The 16,714-nt window shown below is 47.7% G+C and carries 13 protein-coding genes; all 13 read left to right on the top strand.

Features of this window, described 5'->3' with window-relative positions; genetic code table 11:
• The first annotated feature begins 40 nt into the window (after window positions 1-40).
• The 13 genes from AC787_RS23445 to AC787_RS23505 all read left to right on the top strand — a co-directional run bounded on the left by AC787_RS23445 (window position 41) and on the right by AC787_RS23505 (window position 16,631).
• Window positions 41-388: a hypothetical protein gene (locus tag AC787_RS23445; protein ID WP_414730994.1), complete on the top strand. Its 348-nt coding sequence runs from the start codon at window positions 41-43 to the stop codon at window positions 386-388.
• Between the two features lie 270 nt (window positions 389-658).
• Window positions 659-3,160, top strand: coding sequence for a PQQ-binding-like beta-propeller repeat protein (locus AC787_RS23450; RefSeq protein ID WP_054027398.1), 2,502 nt, complete (start codon window positions 659-661; stop codon window positions 3,158-3,160).
• A 74-nt stretch (window positions 3,161-3,234) separates the two neighbouring features.
• On the top strand, window positions 3,235-3,852 hold the full coding sequence (locus AC787_RS23455) for an NUDIX hydrolase (protein ID WP_054028163.1): 618 nt from the start codon (window positions 3,235-3,237) through the stop codon (window positions 3,850-3,852).
• Window positions 3,853-4,017: 165 nt separating this feature from the next.
• Window positions 4,018-4,719: an RNA polymerase sporulation sigma factor SigK gene (gene sigK, locus AC787_RS23460; RefSeq protein WP_053374990.1), complete on the top strand. Its 702-nt coding sequence runs from the start codon at window positions 4,018-4,020 to the stop codon at window positions 4,717-4,719.
• 537 nt (window positions 4,720-5,256) lie between these two features.
• On the top strand, window positions 5,257-6,642 hold the full coding sequence (locus AC787_RS23465; RefSeq protein WP_054027399.1) for a glucosidase: 1,386 nt from the start codon (window positions 5,257-5,259) through the stop codon (window positions 6,640-6,642).
• Window positions 6,639-7,640 carry an aldo/keto reductase gene (locus AC787_RS23470; RefSeq protein ID WP_054027400.1) on the top strand — a complete coding sequence of 334 codons (1,002 nt, stop codon included), beginning with the start codon at window positions 6,639-6,641 and terminating at the stop codon, window positions 7,638-7,640. Before AC787_RS23465 ends, AC787_RS23470 begins: the two co-directional genes overlap by 4 nt.
• Window positions 7,637-8,002, top strand: a complete 366-nt coding sequence (locus tag AC787_RS23475) for a cupin domain-containing protein (protein WP_054027401.1) — start codon at window positions 7,637-7,639, stop codon at window positions 8,000-8,002. The genes AC787_RS23470 and AC787_RS23475 overlap by 4 nt, the downstream gene beginning before the upstream one ends.
• A gap of 12 nt (window positions 8,003-8,014) precedes the next feature.
• Window positions 8,015-9,820, top strand: coding sequence for a glycoside hydrolase family 36 protein (locus AC787_RS23480; RefSeq protein ID WP_054027402.1), 1,806 nt, complete (start codon window positions 8,015-8,017; stop codon window positions 9,818-9,820).
• Window positions 9,821-9,922: 102 nt separating this feature from the next.
• Window positions 9,923-10,879, top strand: a complete 957-nt coding sequence (locus tag AC787_RS23485) for an ABC transporter permease (protein ID WP_054027403.1) — start codon at window positions 9,923-9,925, stop codon at window positions 10,877-10,879.
• Between the two features lie 30 nt (window positions 10,880-10,909).
• Window positions 10,910-11,779 carry a carbohydrate ABC transporter permease gene (locus tag AC787_RS23490; RefSeq protein ID WP_054028164.1) on the top strand — a complete coding sequence of 290 codons (870 nt, stop codon included), beginning with the start codon at window positions 10,910-10,912 and terminating at the stop codon, window positions 11,777-11,779.
• Window positions 11,780-11,936: 157 nt separating this feature from the next.
• Window positions 11,937-13,550: an extracellular solute-binding protein gene (locus tag AC787_RS23495; protein ID WP_054027404.1), complete on the top strand. Its 1,614-nt coding sequence runs from the start codon at window positions 11,937-11,939 to the stop codon at window positions 13,548-13,550.
• 236 nt (window positions 13,551-13,786) lie between these two features.
• Window positions 13,787-14,806 carry a response regulator transcription factor gene (locus AC787_RS23500; protein WP_054027405.1) on the top strand — a complete coding sequence of 340 codons (1,020 nt, stop codon included), beginning with the start codon at window positions 13,787-13,789 and terminating at the stop codon, window positions 14,804-14,806.
• A gap of 1 nt (window position 14,807) precedes the next feature.
• Window positions 14,808-16,631 carry a sensor histidine kinase gene (locus AC787_RS23505; RefSeq protein ID WP_054027406.1) on the top strand — a complete coding sequence of 608 codons (1,824 nt, stop codon included), beginning with the start codon at window positions 14,808-14,810 and terminating at the stop codon, window positions 16,629-16,631.
• Window positions 16,632-16,714 lie beyond the last annotated feature (83 nt).

Raw genomic sequence — 16,714 nt, forward strand, 5'->3', positions numbered from 1 at the left:
TCTATGCATAAGCATGTAATAGAAGAGGAGTGTGATAAGGTTGGACAAAACGGTACGCAGATATTATCAGCAAAAACAAAAGCAAAAAGAAATAGAGCAGGAGCTAACGGAACTTCGGCAGACGATTATGACTTATTTGGCCGAGCAGGAGGCCAGCGAGCTGGAGATTGGGAGCCATAAAGTAAAAGTTGTCGTGCAAGAACGTAAGGAATACGATGATAATAAACTTTTTGAGGCGCTGCCAGATCCCGAGCTATGGCGAATGTTATCGAAGCCTGATGGCACAAAAATTGCAAGCTTGATTAAGCTGAACATCATTAATGAGGAAAAGCTGAAGGATACCTTTTCTACAAAGACGGTAAAGCTGCTTCAGGTCGATAAGAAGTAAATACGGTGAGCATACGAGAGAACGATTCGGTCAAACGAGTCGTTCTTTTTTGTGTGAGATAAGAAGCTCGGTGGGACTGCTGACGCTATTGGCATTACGCAAAATGTATCTCAAAAGCGCGAGACCAGCAGCATAGATCTAGTAACTAGACTTAATACGCTGCGATTCCCGCTAAACGCAACTTTTTCACAACTCTTATCGTCATACTTACCAAATAAATCCAAACTGCGGGCGCATTAGATTTTGCTGCGCAATGGGGGCCTTGTATTTATGTTTATCAAAAAATATCAAACGACAGCACTCGTTTTGCTGCTCGCCTTGCTCGTTGGATGTGAGAGCAATGCCATTAACGACATGGCTTCAAACCGAGTATCCACGAAGGAAACACCCGTCAATTCTGTGCAGTTCGCCAAAGAAGAAGAAGTCGTAACACCAATACCAATCATGCTTGATAGGATTAAGAGTGAAGTGAAAGATGGTTTAACCCAAGATCAGGTTCATACACTTTTTGGAATACCAGCATCATCTGGAGAGACGTACATAATGATGAACGGTGAAATGAGTGTCATTGATCAAGACATATATGAAGAGGACCAATCAAAACTCGTCATTCAATGGTCCAAGGAAGGGAAGCTGCTTTACGCTGTTTTCTACGATACGGATGCTTCTGGGAAGCGCAGGAGCTTCCTACCCACCATTAATGGGCTGTCGTCATCCTCATCAGAAGATAATCTTGTAGCTAGAGAGCATGCGATAGAGCTGAATAAGCCAGTAACATTATATACGAACACGAACGCCTATGAGTGGTGGGGAGGAACACGAGCTGTTCGGTCCCTCTCGGTAGATGTTCAGAAGAACTATAAGGTCGTTACATTATCGGATGATTTTGCCGAGATGCAGGACGAATCAGGATACGGCGGCTTTGTACCCGTGTGGTATCTAACGAAAGAAGCCGCTCAAATGAAGGATATAGCACCACAATCGTTAAAGGCAAAAGAAAGTGCTAAAGTGAAGTGGTATCCGGATTCACAAGGTGATGCCCTAACGATGAAAGAAGGAGATGACCTTTATGCTTACAAGCAATATGGCGACTGGTATGGAGTAGCCGTACCGGATAGTGCCCAAGTGGATAAATCGTATGGCCTTCTATGGATTCATAAGGATCAAGTAACTTCTACTGGTGCTGCTGCGGCTTGGTTTGAGATTGAAAATCCAGATAACATGAGTAATCGAGCTATTGCTGCTGCTGTGCAGAGTGTACTTGTGCCTGGTCTTGAGAAAGCTCGCGTAAAGGCGATCTTCGGTGAACCTTCGTTCGAAGAGTTTTCTGAAAATGTAGCATCATTAGATGAAAAAGCTCGCACCCTTCCATTATGGCGTTATGAGGATGAGCAAAATGAGCTTATCGTTGCTTGGTCAGAAGCGGGGACACTTCGGTATTCGATGTACCGAGACTCCTCCGAATTAGTTGCCCTTCAATTTGGTGTCAGTGCGCAGGGGCCTCTTGTACCTTCGCTGCATATGCAGTGGGGTTGGCGCTTCCGCTCCGACCTAGCATTCAATTTTTTACTCGAAAAAGTTGGTAAAGTGCTGTTGATCTCAGGCGAGGATGGGGGGTTCAGCGGCATGCACAATAATTCGAACCTATATGCGCTTGACTCTGCTACTGGTCGAAAGAAATGGCAGTTTGATTTTGGTTTTGGAAGACATCATTACGGTTTATCACAGGACAAAGGAAGAATAGCGTTTCTGAAGAGCTCCACGCAAGAGGATCGTCCAGTTCATACCCTTCAGACATTAAAGACAGCTACAGGACAAAAAATGTGGGAAAAGAAGCTGGATAACGGTAAGGATGTATCCTCCTTTGCTGTATCCAAAAACGTGATCTCAGCCGTACAAACAAAACGTATTAGCACGACGGAAGAAAAGTTTAACTACGATATCATTGGATGGAGCATGGAAACAGGTAAACAGCTTTGGGATATTGAGCTAACTCAAACTTCAGATTTGGTACGTGATGTCGGAAATCAAGACGTGCTGCTTGTACAGGCGGGTGAGGACATGAGCCCTGAAATTTTGAATGATCTGCAAGCATACGATCCGTTGACTGCTAAGCTGCTCTGGAAGAAGCCGGAGCGTAAAGCTGCCTCAGATCAAGAAGTGACGGATAGTGTTCGTTATGCGGAGCATACGAAAGCTTTTTGGACGAAGACGGTGGATGAACTGGTGTTAATAGATGCTAAGACAGGTAATGATCGGCTTCGCCTGCCGCTTGTCGGTTATAGCCGTTATGATATTATTGACGGAAATTATGTGTTTTTACAACAGTCATCGGATAACAACATGTATAGTGAAAATGTGAAAAGCTCCCTGGTCGACGTTAAGTCAGGCAAGCAGTTATTTACACTAGAAGGAAGGGCTGAATTCGGGAAAATAGAAGGAAACCTACTCTATTATCGTTTGAATGGTAAAGCAATGTCATTTGATTTGATAAAGGAAGAGCAGCGATGGACATCATCGAGTGTTCCTGGCAAGGAGACGGATGGCGCTTCAGTTGTTCAGTATGGCAACAAGCTGATCGGCGTCTCTCCGGGTCTCGGTCATATGTATGTGTTAGACGAATTGTCTGGAGAAGCGTTGAATAGAATCTCAGATGTTCGAGTCGGTTATTACGATTTTACGCCAAATCAACTGCTGAGTGGTTATTTATCGGTTATTGATGGGCAACTTTATGTAGGTTCTTCGAATGGTTATTTTAGCAAGGTTAAATAGGAGGACGTGTGCATGTCAATCGAAGCAATGCGGATATCGTGGCGGGTAAATCAGGAAAGAAGAGGGATAGGACGATGGAATTGAAGTGGCTAGAGTGGGCGAAACAGATGCAGGCTATTGCTCAAACGGGACTTACCTATACGAAGGATGTTTATGATATTGAACGTTATGAACAATTGCGGCAGATGAGTATTGAAATCATGATGAACTATACTTCTGTCAGCCAGGAGAAAGTTGCTCTAACTTTCGCAAGTGATTCTGGTTATGCGACGCCAAAGGTTGATATTCGTGGTGTGGTCTTTAAGGAAAATAAAATACTACTTGTTCGGGAGAAGTTAGATGGAGCTTGGGCATTGCCGGGAGGTTGGGCGGATATAGGTTATTCGCCTTCCGAAATTGCAGTGAAAGAGATCAAAGAGGAATCCGGTTTTGATGTCGTGCCGGTTCGTCTGCTTGCTGTATTAGACAAAAAATTTCATGATCATCCTCCTGAACCTTACCATATTTATAAGTTTTTCATTCAATGTAAAATCGTAGGTGGAGAGGCCACTGGCGGCGTAGAAACAAGTGAGGTTGATTTTTTTGAGCATGACCAGTTGCCTGAACTGTCTGCGGAGAGAAACACCAAAAAACAGATTCAAACGATGTATGAGTATCTTGAAAATCCAAATAAAGAGATTATTCTTGATTGATTAGTTGCGATAACAAAGGGATTGAGCTTTTTTATATCACATATGTTGAAGCGGCTTTATTTTCAATTGTCGAAATACCGTACATGCACTTCTAGGCGGCTACCCACATATAATGGAGAACAGACTTCAGTGTTCATCTGTAATACATCGTGGGGGTGATTGAGCATGCCAGGATTGTTTTCGGCAATTGCACTATTTATTAAACAGCTTTCGCTACTTGTCTCTTATGTTAAAAATAATGCTTTTCCCCAGCCTCTTCAAGAGGAGGAGGAAACTAAACATCTGCAACTGATGGCGGAAGGTAATCAACGTTCACGGAATCTTTTGATCGAACATAACCTTCGACTTGTCGCTCACATAGTGAAGAAGTTTGATAACACAGGCGAGGATTTAGAGGATCTGATTAGCATTGGGACAATCGGCTTGATCAAGGCGATTGAGAGCTTTCAAACCGGAAAAGGGACGAAGCTCGCTACTTTTGCAGCTCGTTGTATTGAGAACGAAATACTTATGCACCTTCGGTCTTTGAAGAAGACGCGCAAGGACGTATCTTTGCACGATCCGATCGGCACGGATAAGGAAGGAAATGAAATTACGCTTATAGATATCCTCGGCACGGAGGCCGATGATATTGTTGATAAGGTGCAGCTGAAGATTGAGAAAAGCAAAATATATAAAAACCTCGATATATTGGATGACCGGGAGAAGGAAGTTGTCATCGGCCGTTTCGGGCTAGAGCATGGCGGAGATGAGCGGACGCAGCGGGAGATTGCGAAGGAGCTTGGGATTAGTCGGAGTTATGTGTCGCGGATTGAGAAAAGGGCACTCATGAAGCTTTACCATGAGTTTTATAAGGCGAAGAGATGACGGGTAATTATTAATATTGTCTTTAGAAATTCTATCGTAGATTCACTGGCCACGTCTTTGTAACGTGGCTTTTTTTATTCCTGTGATTTTGAGAAATCTGTTGGTAAAAAGATATAGTAAATCTCAACTAAGGTTGGATTTGTTTAATAGGTTATATTCTTTATAAATTGCATTAAGAATTTACGCTTTAGATGAAATAAGAAACATAAAAGGGAGCCCTTTCAAGTAGATTCATTACTTGATAGGGCTCTTTGGTTTCAGCCTGTGGAAGTTTGGTTGATGATTTGCCCATTATTTGACGGAAGTTTCTCGGTGAAAATCCGATAAACTGTTTTACGAGCCTGCTCAAGCTGAACGTCATTTCGGAGGTAAAGCTGAAGGATACCTACTCCACGAAGAAGGTCAACCAGCCCCCGCTGGTTGGCCTTTTTTTGTCCACCGCAGTAAAAAACGACAACAGAGCCAAAGTTTTTCCATACCGCAGTCTATATTTGAATTCTATACTGAGGTGGAATCGTTAACAGAAGGAGGAACAACATGCGATATGCAAACGGCAAGGTGAATGAAATACAAATCGCGTATATCGGCGGAGGGTCGATGTATTGGGCGAAAAACCTAATTGCGGACCTGGCGCTGGAGGAGCAGTTGTCGGGGACGATCCGATTATATGATTTAGATTATGGCAAAGCGAAAAATAATGAAAAGCTGGGAAACTCGGTGTCTGCTTATGAGGACGCCAAGTCTCATTGGAAATATAAAGCATACGAGACACTGCAGGAAGCATTGACCGGAGCTGATTTTGTTTTCATTTCGATTCTTCCCGGCACCTTTGCGGAGATGGCAATCGATGTGCATGAGCCGGAGAAGGCTGGTATTTATCAGCCCGTAGGCGATACGACTGGGCCGGGAGGACTGATTCGGGCGCTCAGAACGATACCCATGTACGTGGAGTTCGCCGAAGCGATTGAACGCTGCGCGCCGGATGCTTGGGTTTTCAATTATACGAATCCGATGACGCTGTGCACGCGGACGCTTTATGAGGTGTTCCCCAAAATCAAAGCATTCGGCTGCTGCCATGAAATATTCGGGACGCAAGGCCTGCTGATCCGGATGCTGAAGGATTTAGAAGGCATCGAGAATGTTCAGCGGGACGATATTCAAGTCAATGTGCTGGGCATTAATCACTTTACATGGATTGATCAAGCGACTTACCGAAACATCGATCTTTTTCCGCTCTACAGAAGGTTCGTTGATAAATATTACGAAGCGGGCTTCGAAACGAGCAAAAACGGCTGGCGAACGAATACGTATACGGCGGCCAACCGGGTGAAGTTCGATTTGTTCCGAAGATTCGGGCTTATCGCAGCTGCCGGTGACCGTCATCTCGCCGAATTTATGCCGCCATGGTACGTGAAGGACAAAGAGACCATTGACTCGTGGATGTTCGGTCTCACGACCGTGCCTAGTCGTGTGGAGAAAAACGAGGCTGCTGCTGCCTACTACGCGAGGCTGATCAGCGGGGAGGAGAAGCTGCCGCTTAGGGCTTCCGGCGAGGAAGAGATTCGCCAGTTGAAGGGGCTGCTCGGCCTACAGCCGTTCGTCACCAATGTCAATTTGCCAAATGTCGGACAAATGAAAGGCATTCCGCTCGGGGCAGTAGTGGAGACGAATGCCGCTTTTTCCGGAAACAGGCTGAGCCCTGTGCATGCCGGCGAGCTGCCTGTGGATGTGAACGGGCTTGTGCTGCGGCATGTGATGAATCAGGAGACCATTTTGCAAGCGGCGCTAAAGCGGGACAAGAACCTCGCATTCCATGCCTTTGTAGCCGATCCGCTCGTGACGATCGGCGTGAACGAAGCGGAGGAGCTGTTCGAAAAAATGATGAAACAAACCAAATCTTATTTGCCGGGGTGGAATCTATGACAACCTATTACGCTTCCAATAATCGCTACGAAACTATGAAGTACAATCGCTGCGGCAATAGCGGACTCAAGCTGCCTGCTATCTCGCTCGGTTTATGGCATAATTTCGGCGGGATCGATTCGCTGGAGAACGGCAGGCAGATTTTGCATCGGGCTTTCGATCTCGGCATTACACACTTCGATCTTGCCAACAATTACGGTCCGCCTCCAGGCTCGGCGGAGGAAACGTTTGGCCAAATCTGGAAGCGTGACTTTTCCGGTTACCGCGATGAGATGATCGTTGCGACTAAAGCCGGCTATACGATGTGGCCAGGCCCATATGGCGAGCGAGGTTCGAGAAAGAGCATGCTTGCGAGTCTGGATCAGAGCTTGAAGCGGATGAATATGGAATATGTCGATATTTTCTACTCGCATCGATTTGACGCGGAGACACCGCTTGAAGAGACGATGGCCGCTCTTGATCAGGCGGTCCGGCAAGGCAAAGCGCTTTATGTAGGCATATCCAATTATGGACCGGAGCAGACCAAGCAGGCAGCAAATATTCTTCGAGGTCTGGGTACGCCATGTCTCATCCATCAATCGCACTATTCGATGTACGAGAGAAGATTGGAGCAAGGCCTGCAAGAAACGCTGAAGCAAGAGGGTGTTGGGACGGTAGCTTATAGTCCGCTTGCGAGAGGGCTGCTGACCGACCGTTATTTGAAGGAAATTCCTGCCGATTCACGAGCGGCGGGAGCGAGCACCTTCTTGAAGCGCGAGGACATAACGGAGGATAAGCTTGCGAAATCGCGCGAGCTGAATCGGATGGCCGAAGAGCGGGGGCAATCGCTCGCACAGATGGCTATCGCTTGGGTGCTGCGTCAGGGACGGGTGGCATCGGCATTGATCGGAGTCAGCAAGGCTGAGCAAATTGACGATATTGTCGGCTACTTGAGCAAGCCTGACTTCAGCGACGAAGAGCTGAATCAAATCGAGCGAATTCTTGGAGGTGCGCAATGATTCGGACCACGTTAAGCGAGCTGGCGGAGAGACCGAAGTCCGGCGAGCACTTTCTAGGGGACCTGCTGCCAGGCGCCTATCTCACATCCGGCGGTCTCTCGTTCGCGAAGTGCGGCGATCGCAGCCATACGAATGACGGTCCCGACGGCAGAGATTATCACGTTCATCGTGACCGGGAAGCGTTTATTATTTTGCAAGGGACCGGGACGATGGAAATTAATGGCGCGCATTATCCCGTTGGAGCCGGGGATATTGTGATCGTCGAGCCAGGGGAGGATCATCATCTTTGCTCAAGCGAGGATGACCCGATTGTAACCATATGGTGCCATGCTGGAGAGAATCGCCATCACAATCAATCCTAGGAGGAATGCAGCATGATTACCGTGTCGACGAAGAAGCATCAATTTCTACTTGTGAGAGAGGGAGAGGAAGAGACGGATTCCGGCTTTCAAATCTCCTTAACTGCTGAAAATAAAAGTGACGGCATCGACATGATTAGGCTAAGCCTTAAAGCGGAGCAAAAGCTTAAGCCGCCAGTACTGACGCTGCGCTGGGGGCATCCTGCTGATGATATTCAGGCGAGCTGGCATCCGGCTCAAGACCGGAATAAGAGTTTCAAGGCGGATTGGATGCGTAATCTGCGCGCCAATGCCGCGACATCTGCGCCTGTTTACTCGCTCTTTAATATGAACGGAAAAAACAGGCTGACGTTTGCTTTCTCGGACGCCTTGCATACGAGCCATTATGCGGGTGGCATTCGCGAGGAATCTGCTGTATTTGAATGCAGCGTGCAGCTGTTCAAAGAATCTGCGGCGCCGCTTGAATTGTATGAAGCAACGCTGCTTGTAGACACCAGGGATATTCCTTATTACGAGAGTTTACGGGACGTACAGCGTTGGTGGAGCGAGATGCCGGCCTTTGCGCCAGCTATCGTACCGGAAGCGGCCAAGCGTCCGATGTATTCGACTTGGTACAGCATGCATCAGAATGTAACAGCAGAGAGCGTCGAAGCGGAATGTAAAGTTGCGCGGACGCTCGGAATGGATGCCGTGATCGTTGACGATGGCTGGCAGACTGAGGACAATCACCGAGGTTACGCGTACACAGGCGATTGGGAGCCCTGCGTGAGCAAGTTCCCGGATATGGCCGACCATGTGCGTGCGGTTCACGAACTTGGCATGAAATTTGTGCTTTGGTACGCCGTTCCTTACGTCGGCAAGCATAGCAAGGCATGGGACCGCTTTAAGGATAAGCTTGTCCGCTATAACGAGAACAGCAATGCCGGAGTGCTTGATCCGAGGTATCCTGAAGTGAGGGAGTATATGATTAACACCTATGAAAATGCAGTGAAGGACTGGGGACTAGACGGCTTCAAGCTCGACTTCATCGATGCCTTCTATTCTCCGGAGATTCAGCAGCCATCGACAGTGGAGGGCCGCGATTATGAGTCGATTCCAGCTGCTGTGGACCGTTTATTGACCGATTCCTTAAGTCGGCTAAGAGCGATAAACCCTGACATCATGGTTGAGTTCCGCCAGCCATATGTCGGTCCGGCCATGCGCAAATACGGCAATATGTTCCGGGCTTCCGATTGCCCGTACGACGGTATTCAGAACAGGGTTCGCACGATTGACATTAGGCTGCTTTGCGGCGATACCGCAGCGCATGCGGATATGATCATGTGGCATCCCGAGGAACCTGTGGAGAGCGCGGCGCTGCAGTTAATCAACCTGCTGTTCTCTGTGCCTCAAATTTCAATGTCACTGCAAGCGCTTCCAGATGAGCATCGCAAAATGCTGCGTTACTGGCTCGAATTTTGCACGGAGCATCAAGACGTTCTGCAAGGCGGGGAGCTGGTCCCGTTAAGTCCAGAACTTCTGTATCCGGTCGTGCAAGCGACAAGCGGAGCCAAAACGATTATCGCGACCTATCATGATGCGATTGTTCCGCTTGCCCCGCTGCAGGAAAGTGGAATGTCTCAGGAATGGATTATCGTGAATGGCAGGCTGAAGGATGGAGTCTACGCGGAGATGAAGAACAAATTCGGCAAAGCGGATGTTATCATTAAAAATTGCTGCGGCACCGTCGTAAGCGAGTATTTGCTGCATCTCGACCCGGGACTGCATCAACTGCCAATCCCACCGTCCGGCACCGCCACGATTCGAATCGCCCAGTCGTAAAAAAACACAGCCTGCCTCTAAATTACGCCATGGCTGCCTGCATATTTCACAGCTATGATGGTAGGGACAAAACAATAATCGAACGAGGAAGGGGAGGAAAGTATGGCGAGCAAGCTCGAGAGTTCCAACAGCATCACGTATCAATTCGCGACGCCTGATCAGAAGTTTAAGTTCATGCGCAAGCATTGGCCGCTGTACGTGCTGTCGATACCCGGCATCATTTTTTTTCTAATATTTCGGTACATCCCAATGTTTGGATCTATCATCGCATTTCAGGATTACAACATTTTCAAAGGCATACAAGGAAGTCCCTGGGTAGGTCTTGCCCATTTTAAACGAATGTTTGAATATGCGGAATTCCTTCCGATATTAAAAAATACGATTCTCATCGGCGTCTATGATCTTTGCTTCGCATTTCCGGTGCCGATCATTCTGGCGCTGCTGCTGAACGAGCTGCGCGTCATGGCCTACAAACGGATTGTCCAGACGGCGGTCTATATGCCGCATTTCCTATCATGGGTCATCGTCGGAGGAATTGTCGTCGGCGTGCTGTCTCCGTCCACCGGTATCGTAAACCATATACTGGCGTTGTTTGGCATCGAACCGATTTATTTCCTCGGGGAGAACACTTTTATACGATCGATTCTAATTGGATCAGGAATATGGAAAGACAGCGGCTGGGGAACGATCATCTATCTTGCTGCGATCGCGGGTATCAATCCTGACTTATATGAGGCGTCACAAATGGATGGTGCTAGCCGCATACGGCAGGTGACTTCGATTACGATTCCTTGCATTCTGCCAACGATCGTTATTTTGTTTCTGCTGCAAATCGGCAACTTCCTTGATTTTGGCTTTGAGCGCGTATTCGTATTTTTGAATCCGCTTAACAGCGAGAATGGGGAGATCATCGATACGTATGTGTACCGGGCGGGTCTCGTCGACAGACAGTACAGCTATACGACAGCGATTGGCTTGTTCAAGTCAGTGGTCGGCCTTGCACTTATTATGATCGGCAATAAATTTAGCAAGAAGGTAACCGGTGACGGGTTGTACTAACGCTATTGGAGAAATGGGGTGGAAATCGTTATGATTAAGACAAGAGGTCAAAAAATATTCAACGTATTCAATATCCTCTTTCTTGGCGTTATCGGGCTGAGCATGGTGCTGCCGCTGATTCATATCGTGGCTCAATCGCTTAGCGACGCTGTCGCCATCAACGCAGGAAAGGTCAGCTTCTGGCCGATTGGCTTTACGCTCGGCAGCTACAAGCTTATTCTAGGAGATCCGTCCATTTGGGCTGGATTCCGCAACAGCGTACTCATTACTGTGTTCGGAACGCTAATTAATCTGCTAATGACGGCGATGCTTGCGTATCCGCTGTCTCGCCCGGAATATTTGTACCGCAAGGTTGTGCTAATCTTCGTATTGTTTACGCTTGTCTTTAGCGCGCCGCTTATTCCGAACTATTTATTGGTGAAGCAGCTGGGGCTGCTTGATACGCTGTGGGCGTTGATGCTTCCAATGGCGATCAGCGCATTCAACCTGTTCATCATGCGTTCATTCTTCATGAATTTGCCTAACGAGCTAATTGATTCGGCGAAGATCGACGGCTGCGGGGAGTTTCGGACCTTTTGGAAAATTGTGCTGCCACTTTCGAAGCCCGCAATGGCGACGATGGGGATCATCTATGCGGTGGCGCATTGGAACCGATATGCAGAGGCGGTATTTTACATTAGTGATCGTCGCTGGATTCCGCTTCAGGTTCGACTGCGAGAAATCGTCTTCACGGATCAATACGGCCAGTCGGATGTTACCTCCGAGCTGCTGCTCCTGCTTTCGCCTGAAGGGATTAAGATGGCCGTTATTGTTGTCGCGACGGTACCAATTATGATGGTTTATCCGTTTTTGCAGAAGCATTTTATCCAAGGCATGCTGGTTGGCTCCATTAAATCGTAATGGCTCACGCTCATTCTTCGTTGTGAAAAACGTACCATTGAAAAATACAAGCGGGCTTAAATTACGACATACAGAAAAATGTAAATTGTTTCTATAATAGCCTCATACAACACGAAAACGCTTACAAATATTAAACATGTGAAAGAGGGGTTATTGTATGAAAAAATGGATGACAACGGGACTATCCTTGGTTCTGGCAACAAGCCTTATAGCAGGCTGTTCAGGCAACAAGCCTGCAGAGGAGAAGCCAGCTAATGAAAAGCCTGCAAATGAGCAAACGAATAACGGGGAGAAGCCAACGGACGAAGGCAAAAAGGAACCAACAAAATTCTCGTTCCTGCTGCCTACGACAGTTAGCTCGGGTTACCATACTCGGGTGCCTGATCTGAACAAGGACAAATGGGTAACAAAGCTAGAAGAACTGACGAACACCGATCTGGACATTAAGGTAATGGAGGATGCGAAATACGGCGTTATGTTTGCAAGCAACGATATTCCAGACGTTATTGGCAGCATCGGCGGTCCTGGCAGCAAATCGATGTCGGGCTCTGTGGAGAGCGGAATCTTTATGCCTCTGGACGACCTGCTTAAAGAGCATGCTCCGGACCTGATGAAGCTTATTCCAAAAGCGGCTTGGGAAACCGTATCCTACGATGGTAAAATTTACGGTATTCCAGAGTTTCTGAAAAGCCCATCGCGCAGAGCTACCTATATCCGTACAGATCTGCTTGAGAAGACCGGCTTGAAGGCGCCGACGACGGTTGAGGAGTTTCTGGACGTGCTGCGCGCCTTCAAAAAGATCGGCGTAGAGACGCCATATCAAATGCGTGAAAACTTCAAATACGCGGATATCATGCTTGGCGCTTACGACGTGCTTCCTTATAAGGATCAGTTCGAGCTTGTCGATGGTCAGGTTGTACCGAAATTTTTTGACTCTGAGAATATGCAGAAGGCGCTCCAAGCATACAAAACGATGTATGAGGAAGGCCTTATTCCGAAGGAGTTCGCGACGATCTCTTCGACTGATTTCACGAAGAGCCTTGATGCCGGAAAGCCGGGCATGTGGTCGCAGAACGCATCCGGTATGCCGGGCTACCGTACTAACGTAGGCCGCGCCGTGCCAGGATCGAAAATCGATATTATCCCATCGCCGAAGGGACCAGAAGGCAAAGGCGGCTATTTCCTTTATTCGCCGGTCGTTCGTACGTTCTACATTAACAAAAATGTCGATGAAGCGAGAGCTGTTGAAATCGTGAAGTTCTTCAACTGGATGGTTTCGCCGCAAGCGGAGGAGTTCTTCACCTTCGGTATCGAGGGAGACACTTACACGAAGGATGCGGCAGGTCTTATCACTTATAAGTTCCCGGACACAAAAGAGCTGCAGGAGGAAGAGAGCTTTAGAAGCGGCACGATGTGGGCTGTCCATGATGCCACTTACAACAAGCTGAGACTAGAGCTTAATGAAGACGGCAAAGCGACGCTCGCTGCATTTGACAACGTATTGTCGCAGGAAGGTCTTTCCGGCATCGGCTTCTATCCGGAGCTGACCACTTTCAGTAAGTATCCGGATCTTGCTGCTCCGCAGCCAGACGTTGGCCCGAAACTGATCATCGACCATATGGTCAAAATGATTTATGGCAAGGAACCAATCTCCGACTGGCCGAAAGTTATAGAGGAATACAAAGCGAAGGGCGGAGACGAAATTATTAAGGAAGCAACAGAGCGCTGGAACAACAAACAGGGCGCCGTTCTGATTGAGAGTGATAGTTAAAACGGTCGACTTTAAGAGAAAGCTCCCTAATTGATTAGGGGCTTTCTTTGCGTTTACTGCAAAAAAAATCGTAAAAAAACACAACGAACCTAAAAATTACCCTTTCGCTGGGATCGATTATGCGTCATGATAATGATAGCGCTATCACTTTGTATCCCATTTTATGAAACAAAGGGTATGTCCGATATGATGTAAGAAAAACGATATGTTGAACAGACGAGCAAGGGGGACGATCTATGCATGTGCTTATCGTAGACGACGAGCCTGTCATCCGCAGAGGAATCTCAAAGATGACGGAGCAATATGTTCCGGCATTCACCAAAGTATCAACCGCCGAGAACGGACAAACCGCACTCGAGCTGATTCGGGCCATGGAGCCCGATATTGTGCTAACCGATATTCGAATGCCTAAGATGGACGGACTTGAGTTATGCCGCATTCTTCATGAGCAATACCCGCACATCAAGACGGTTGTCATCTCCGGCTACAACGACTTTAGCTACGCGCAGAAGTGTGTGGATTACGGTGTAAAACATTATTTATTGAAACCGATTACAAAATCAGACGTGCATGAAGTGCTTGCCCGGCTGCTCAAGAAACAGAGCGCCGGTTACATTGCACCATCACGATATATGGAATGGATTGATCTTATGGAACAGCATATTTGGTCACTCCAGACGGATGAGCTGGATGGGGTGAGCGAACGCTGGCGAGAGTACTGCTTGTCAGCCAACCTATCGCTCGCAAGATTGAAAGAGCTGCTGAGCGATTGCTGCGAGATGCTGCTGAAGCGATTTCAAGCCCGGAACTTCGTCCCTAAGAAGAACTTGTCCTTCCAGAAAGCATGTACAGTGAAGGATGCGCTTGATGCCTTCGAAGCGGAGCTGCGCGGAATACGGGACGCGTTAGCGTCAGTTCGGAGCGGTAACTTTCGTGATCCAATGGAAGAAGCCAAGTCCTATATCGATAATAAACTTTCACAGGAGATCACACTTGATCAGGTAGCGGCAATGGTTGGGCTTACGCCGACGTACTTTAGTTCCTTATTCAAAAAAATGACGAACGAGACGTTCGTGAAATATCGGATTAACAAAAGAATCGACCGCTCTAAGGAACTGCTGGCTGTCCCTCATTTACGTATTGTCGACATTGCGTCTGAGGTTGGATACGATGACTATCCGCATTTTACGAAGACGTTTAAGAAGCTCGTAGGCGTCACGCCTTCCGAATACCGGACTGCGCTGGGGATTAAATGAGATGAGATTCCGCAGCCTTTACGCGAAGCTGTTTTTTTATTTTCTTGTCGTCATCGGACTGACCTTAAGCGGTGTTGGCATTTCTTATACGACCTCCTCCCGCGAGCTCGACGAAATGCTCGAGAAGCAGATGGAGCAAATCGCTAGCAATGCTGTCCACCATACCGATTTGTATTTAAAGGATTACGAGCGCTCCATGGTCTCCGTGCTCACTTTCCGCTACGTCATGGAGTTTATGGATTTGCCAGCCGATCGCGAAGAGTACGATTACTATTATTATCGCAAGACGATTCGCGAGGTGGCAGCGGACCCGTTGTTCATCCGTAATCCGAAAATCGCTTCTATTTATTTGATCAGCGATAAAGGAAATGCCGTTTACTACTTCAATGAGGCGAACGAGCAGTCGTTCACCCCAAAGGAGATTCGTAAGCAACGGGAATATTTCATGGACAATACGAGCCCGCAGGGCCAATTAAGCATTTTAAAGAGCAGTATTTTGACCGGTCAGGAAAATCAGATGGTTACGCTCGTTCGCCGCATTCGCGGATACAGCTCGCCAGAACTGAAAGGGCTGCTTGCGATTGAAATCCGCTCAGCCGATCTTTCCGCTCTCTGGAAAGGCGTAGATCTAGGTAAATATGGTTATTTGCTCATCGCAGACGCAAATGGGAATGTCATCTACCATCCGGAGAAAAGTAAAGAAGGAACGGTGCTTCCGGAAGTCGTGCGCAATAAGCTCGAGAAGGCTGGCGATCATTCTTTTTTTGATGGAAGTGAAGGCAAGGAACGAATGTACAAGGCAAGAACGTCGGACTATTCGCGCTGGAAGCTGATCGTTTCCATGCCGGTGGATGAGGTGAGGAAGCCGGTTACAAACATTCGCAATTCGACGCTTACCGTAGGTTTGCTCACGCTACTGTTGGCTATTTATCTTGCATACCGCTTCGGAAAATCGATTACGAAGCCAATTCAAACGTTAAAGTCTGGGATGCGGGAGACCGAGAAGGGCAATTGGGTGCCTATTCCGCTGCCGAAACATCGTGATGAGATCGCAGAGCTGATGCTTCGTTATAATCACATGGTTAAACGGTTGTCTGATGCGGTGGATAAGGTTGTTCAGGTTGAACTGAGCAATCAAGAAATCCAAATGGAGCGCCAACGTGCCGAGTTCCAGTCGCTGCAGCTGCAGATCAATCCGCATTTTATGTACAACACGCTCGAGACGATTATCTGTTATGCAGCCGTGCAGGATTCCGAGGATATTGCCGAAATTGTACAAGCGCTCGCTTATATGCTTCGTTACTCGGTTCAAACGAATCTCGAAGAGATTACAGTTGCGAACGAGCTGAAGCATGTGATGTATTATATGAAGGTTATGCAGCACCGGATCGGCAGAGAATTCGAGATCGATGTGGCATTGAAGCCTGAGTATTTGCTGCAAGCGATGGTTCGGTTGACGCTGCAGCCGCTTGTGGAAAATGTATTTCAGCATGCCTTCCCTGATGGTGTGGAGGAATACCACTTCATTCGCATCGATTGCGGCGAGGTTAACGACGTCTTCTGGGTTAGCGTTGAGGATAACGGCTGCGGCATGAAGAGCGACCGGCTTGTTGAGCTGCGCCTTAAGCTGGACGCGAACCGGCTCGCGGACGGTGAGGAGCAGGATGACGCCGGCCATAAGAGCGGCATTGGCGTGTTGAATGTGCATCGGCGTATCCAGATGGTTTTTGGGGACAGGTTCGGTCTGCGTATTGAGAGTGAGGAACAGCAAGGCACAAAAATTACGATGCTCATGCCGAAAGGACGTCAAATTAAAAGAAAATAAAAAGTTTTTTGCAAAAAAACACCTCTGTTACGCTTAATCGTCAATGTGAAGTGAAGCTGCCCTTAGAGTTAAAGTTGGAGCAA

Origin of the sequence: Bacillus sp. FJAT-28004, from assembly GCF_001280845.1 — a bacterium.
In the GTDB taxonomy this organism is placed as follows: domain Bacteria; phylum Bacillota; class Bacilli; order Paenibacillales; family Paenibacillaceae; genus Pristimantibacillus.

What these genes read in the sequence shown, in the direction of transcription:
- AC787_RS23465 (WP_054027399.1), top strand. Translation starts at nt 5,257, where the DNA reads ATGCGATATGCAAACGGCAAGGTGAATGAAATACAAATCGCGTATATC.
- AC787_RS23475 (WP_054027401.1), top strand. Translation starts at nt 7,637, where the DNA reads ATGATTCGGACCACGTTAAGCGAGCTGGCGGAGAGACCGAAGTCCGGC.
- AC787_RS23480 (WP_054027402.1), top strand. Translation starts at nt 8,015, where the DNA reads ATGATTACCGTGTCGACGAAGAAGCATCAATTTCTACTTGTGAGAGAG.
- AC787_RS23495 (WP_054027404.1), top strand. Translation starts at nt 11,937, where the DNA reads ATGAAAAAATGGATGACAACGGGACTATCCTTGGTTCTGGCAACAAGC.
- AC787_RS23455 (WP_054028163.1), top strand. Translation starts at nt 3,235, where the DNA reads ATGGAATTGAAGTGGCTAGAGTGGGCGAAACAGATGCAGGCTATTGCT.
- sigK (WP_053374990.1), top strand. Translation starts at nt 4,018, where the DNA reads ATGCCAGGATTGTTTTCGGCAATTGCACTATTTATTAAACAGCTTTCG.
- AC787_RS23500 (WP_054027405.1), top strand. Translation starts at nt 13,787, where the DNA reads ATGCATGTGCTTATCGTAGACGACGAGCCTGTCATCCGCAGAGGAATC.
- AC787_RS23470 (WP_054027400.1), top strand. Translation starts at nt 6,639, where the DNA reads ATGACAACCTATTACGCTTCCAATAATCGCTACGAAACTATGAAGTAC.
- AC787_RS23490 (WP_054028164.1), top strand. Translation starts at nt 10,910, where the DNA reads ATGATTAAGACAAGAGGTCAAAAAATATTCAACGTATTCAATATCCTC.
- AC787_RS23505 (WP_054027406.1), top strand. Translation starts at nt 14,808, where the DNA reads ATGAGATTCCGCAGCCTTTACGCGAAGCTGTTTTTTTATTTTCTTGTC.
- AC787_RS23450 (WP_054027398.1), top strand. Translation starts at nt 659, where the DNA reads ATGTTTATCAAAAAATATCAAACGACAGCACTCGTTTTGCTGCTCGCC.
- AC787_RS23485 (WP_054027403.1), top strand. Translation starts at nt 9,923, where the DNA reads ATGGCGAGCAAGCTCGAGAGTTCCAACAGCATCACGTATCAATTCGCG.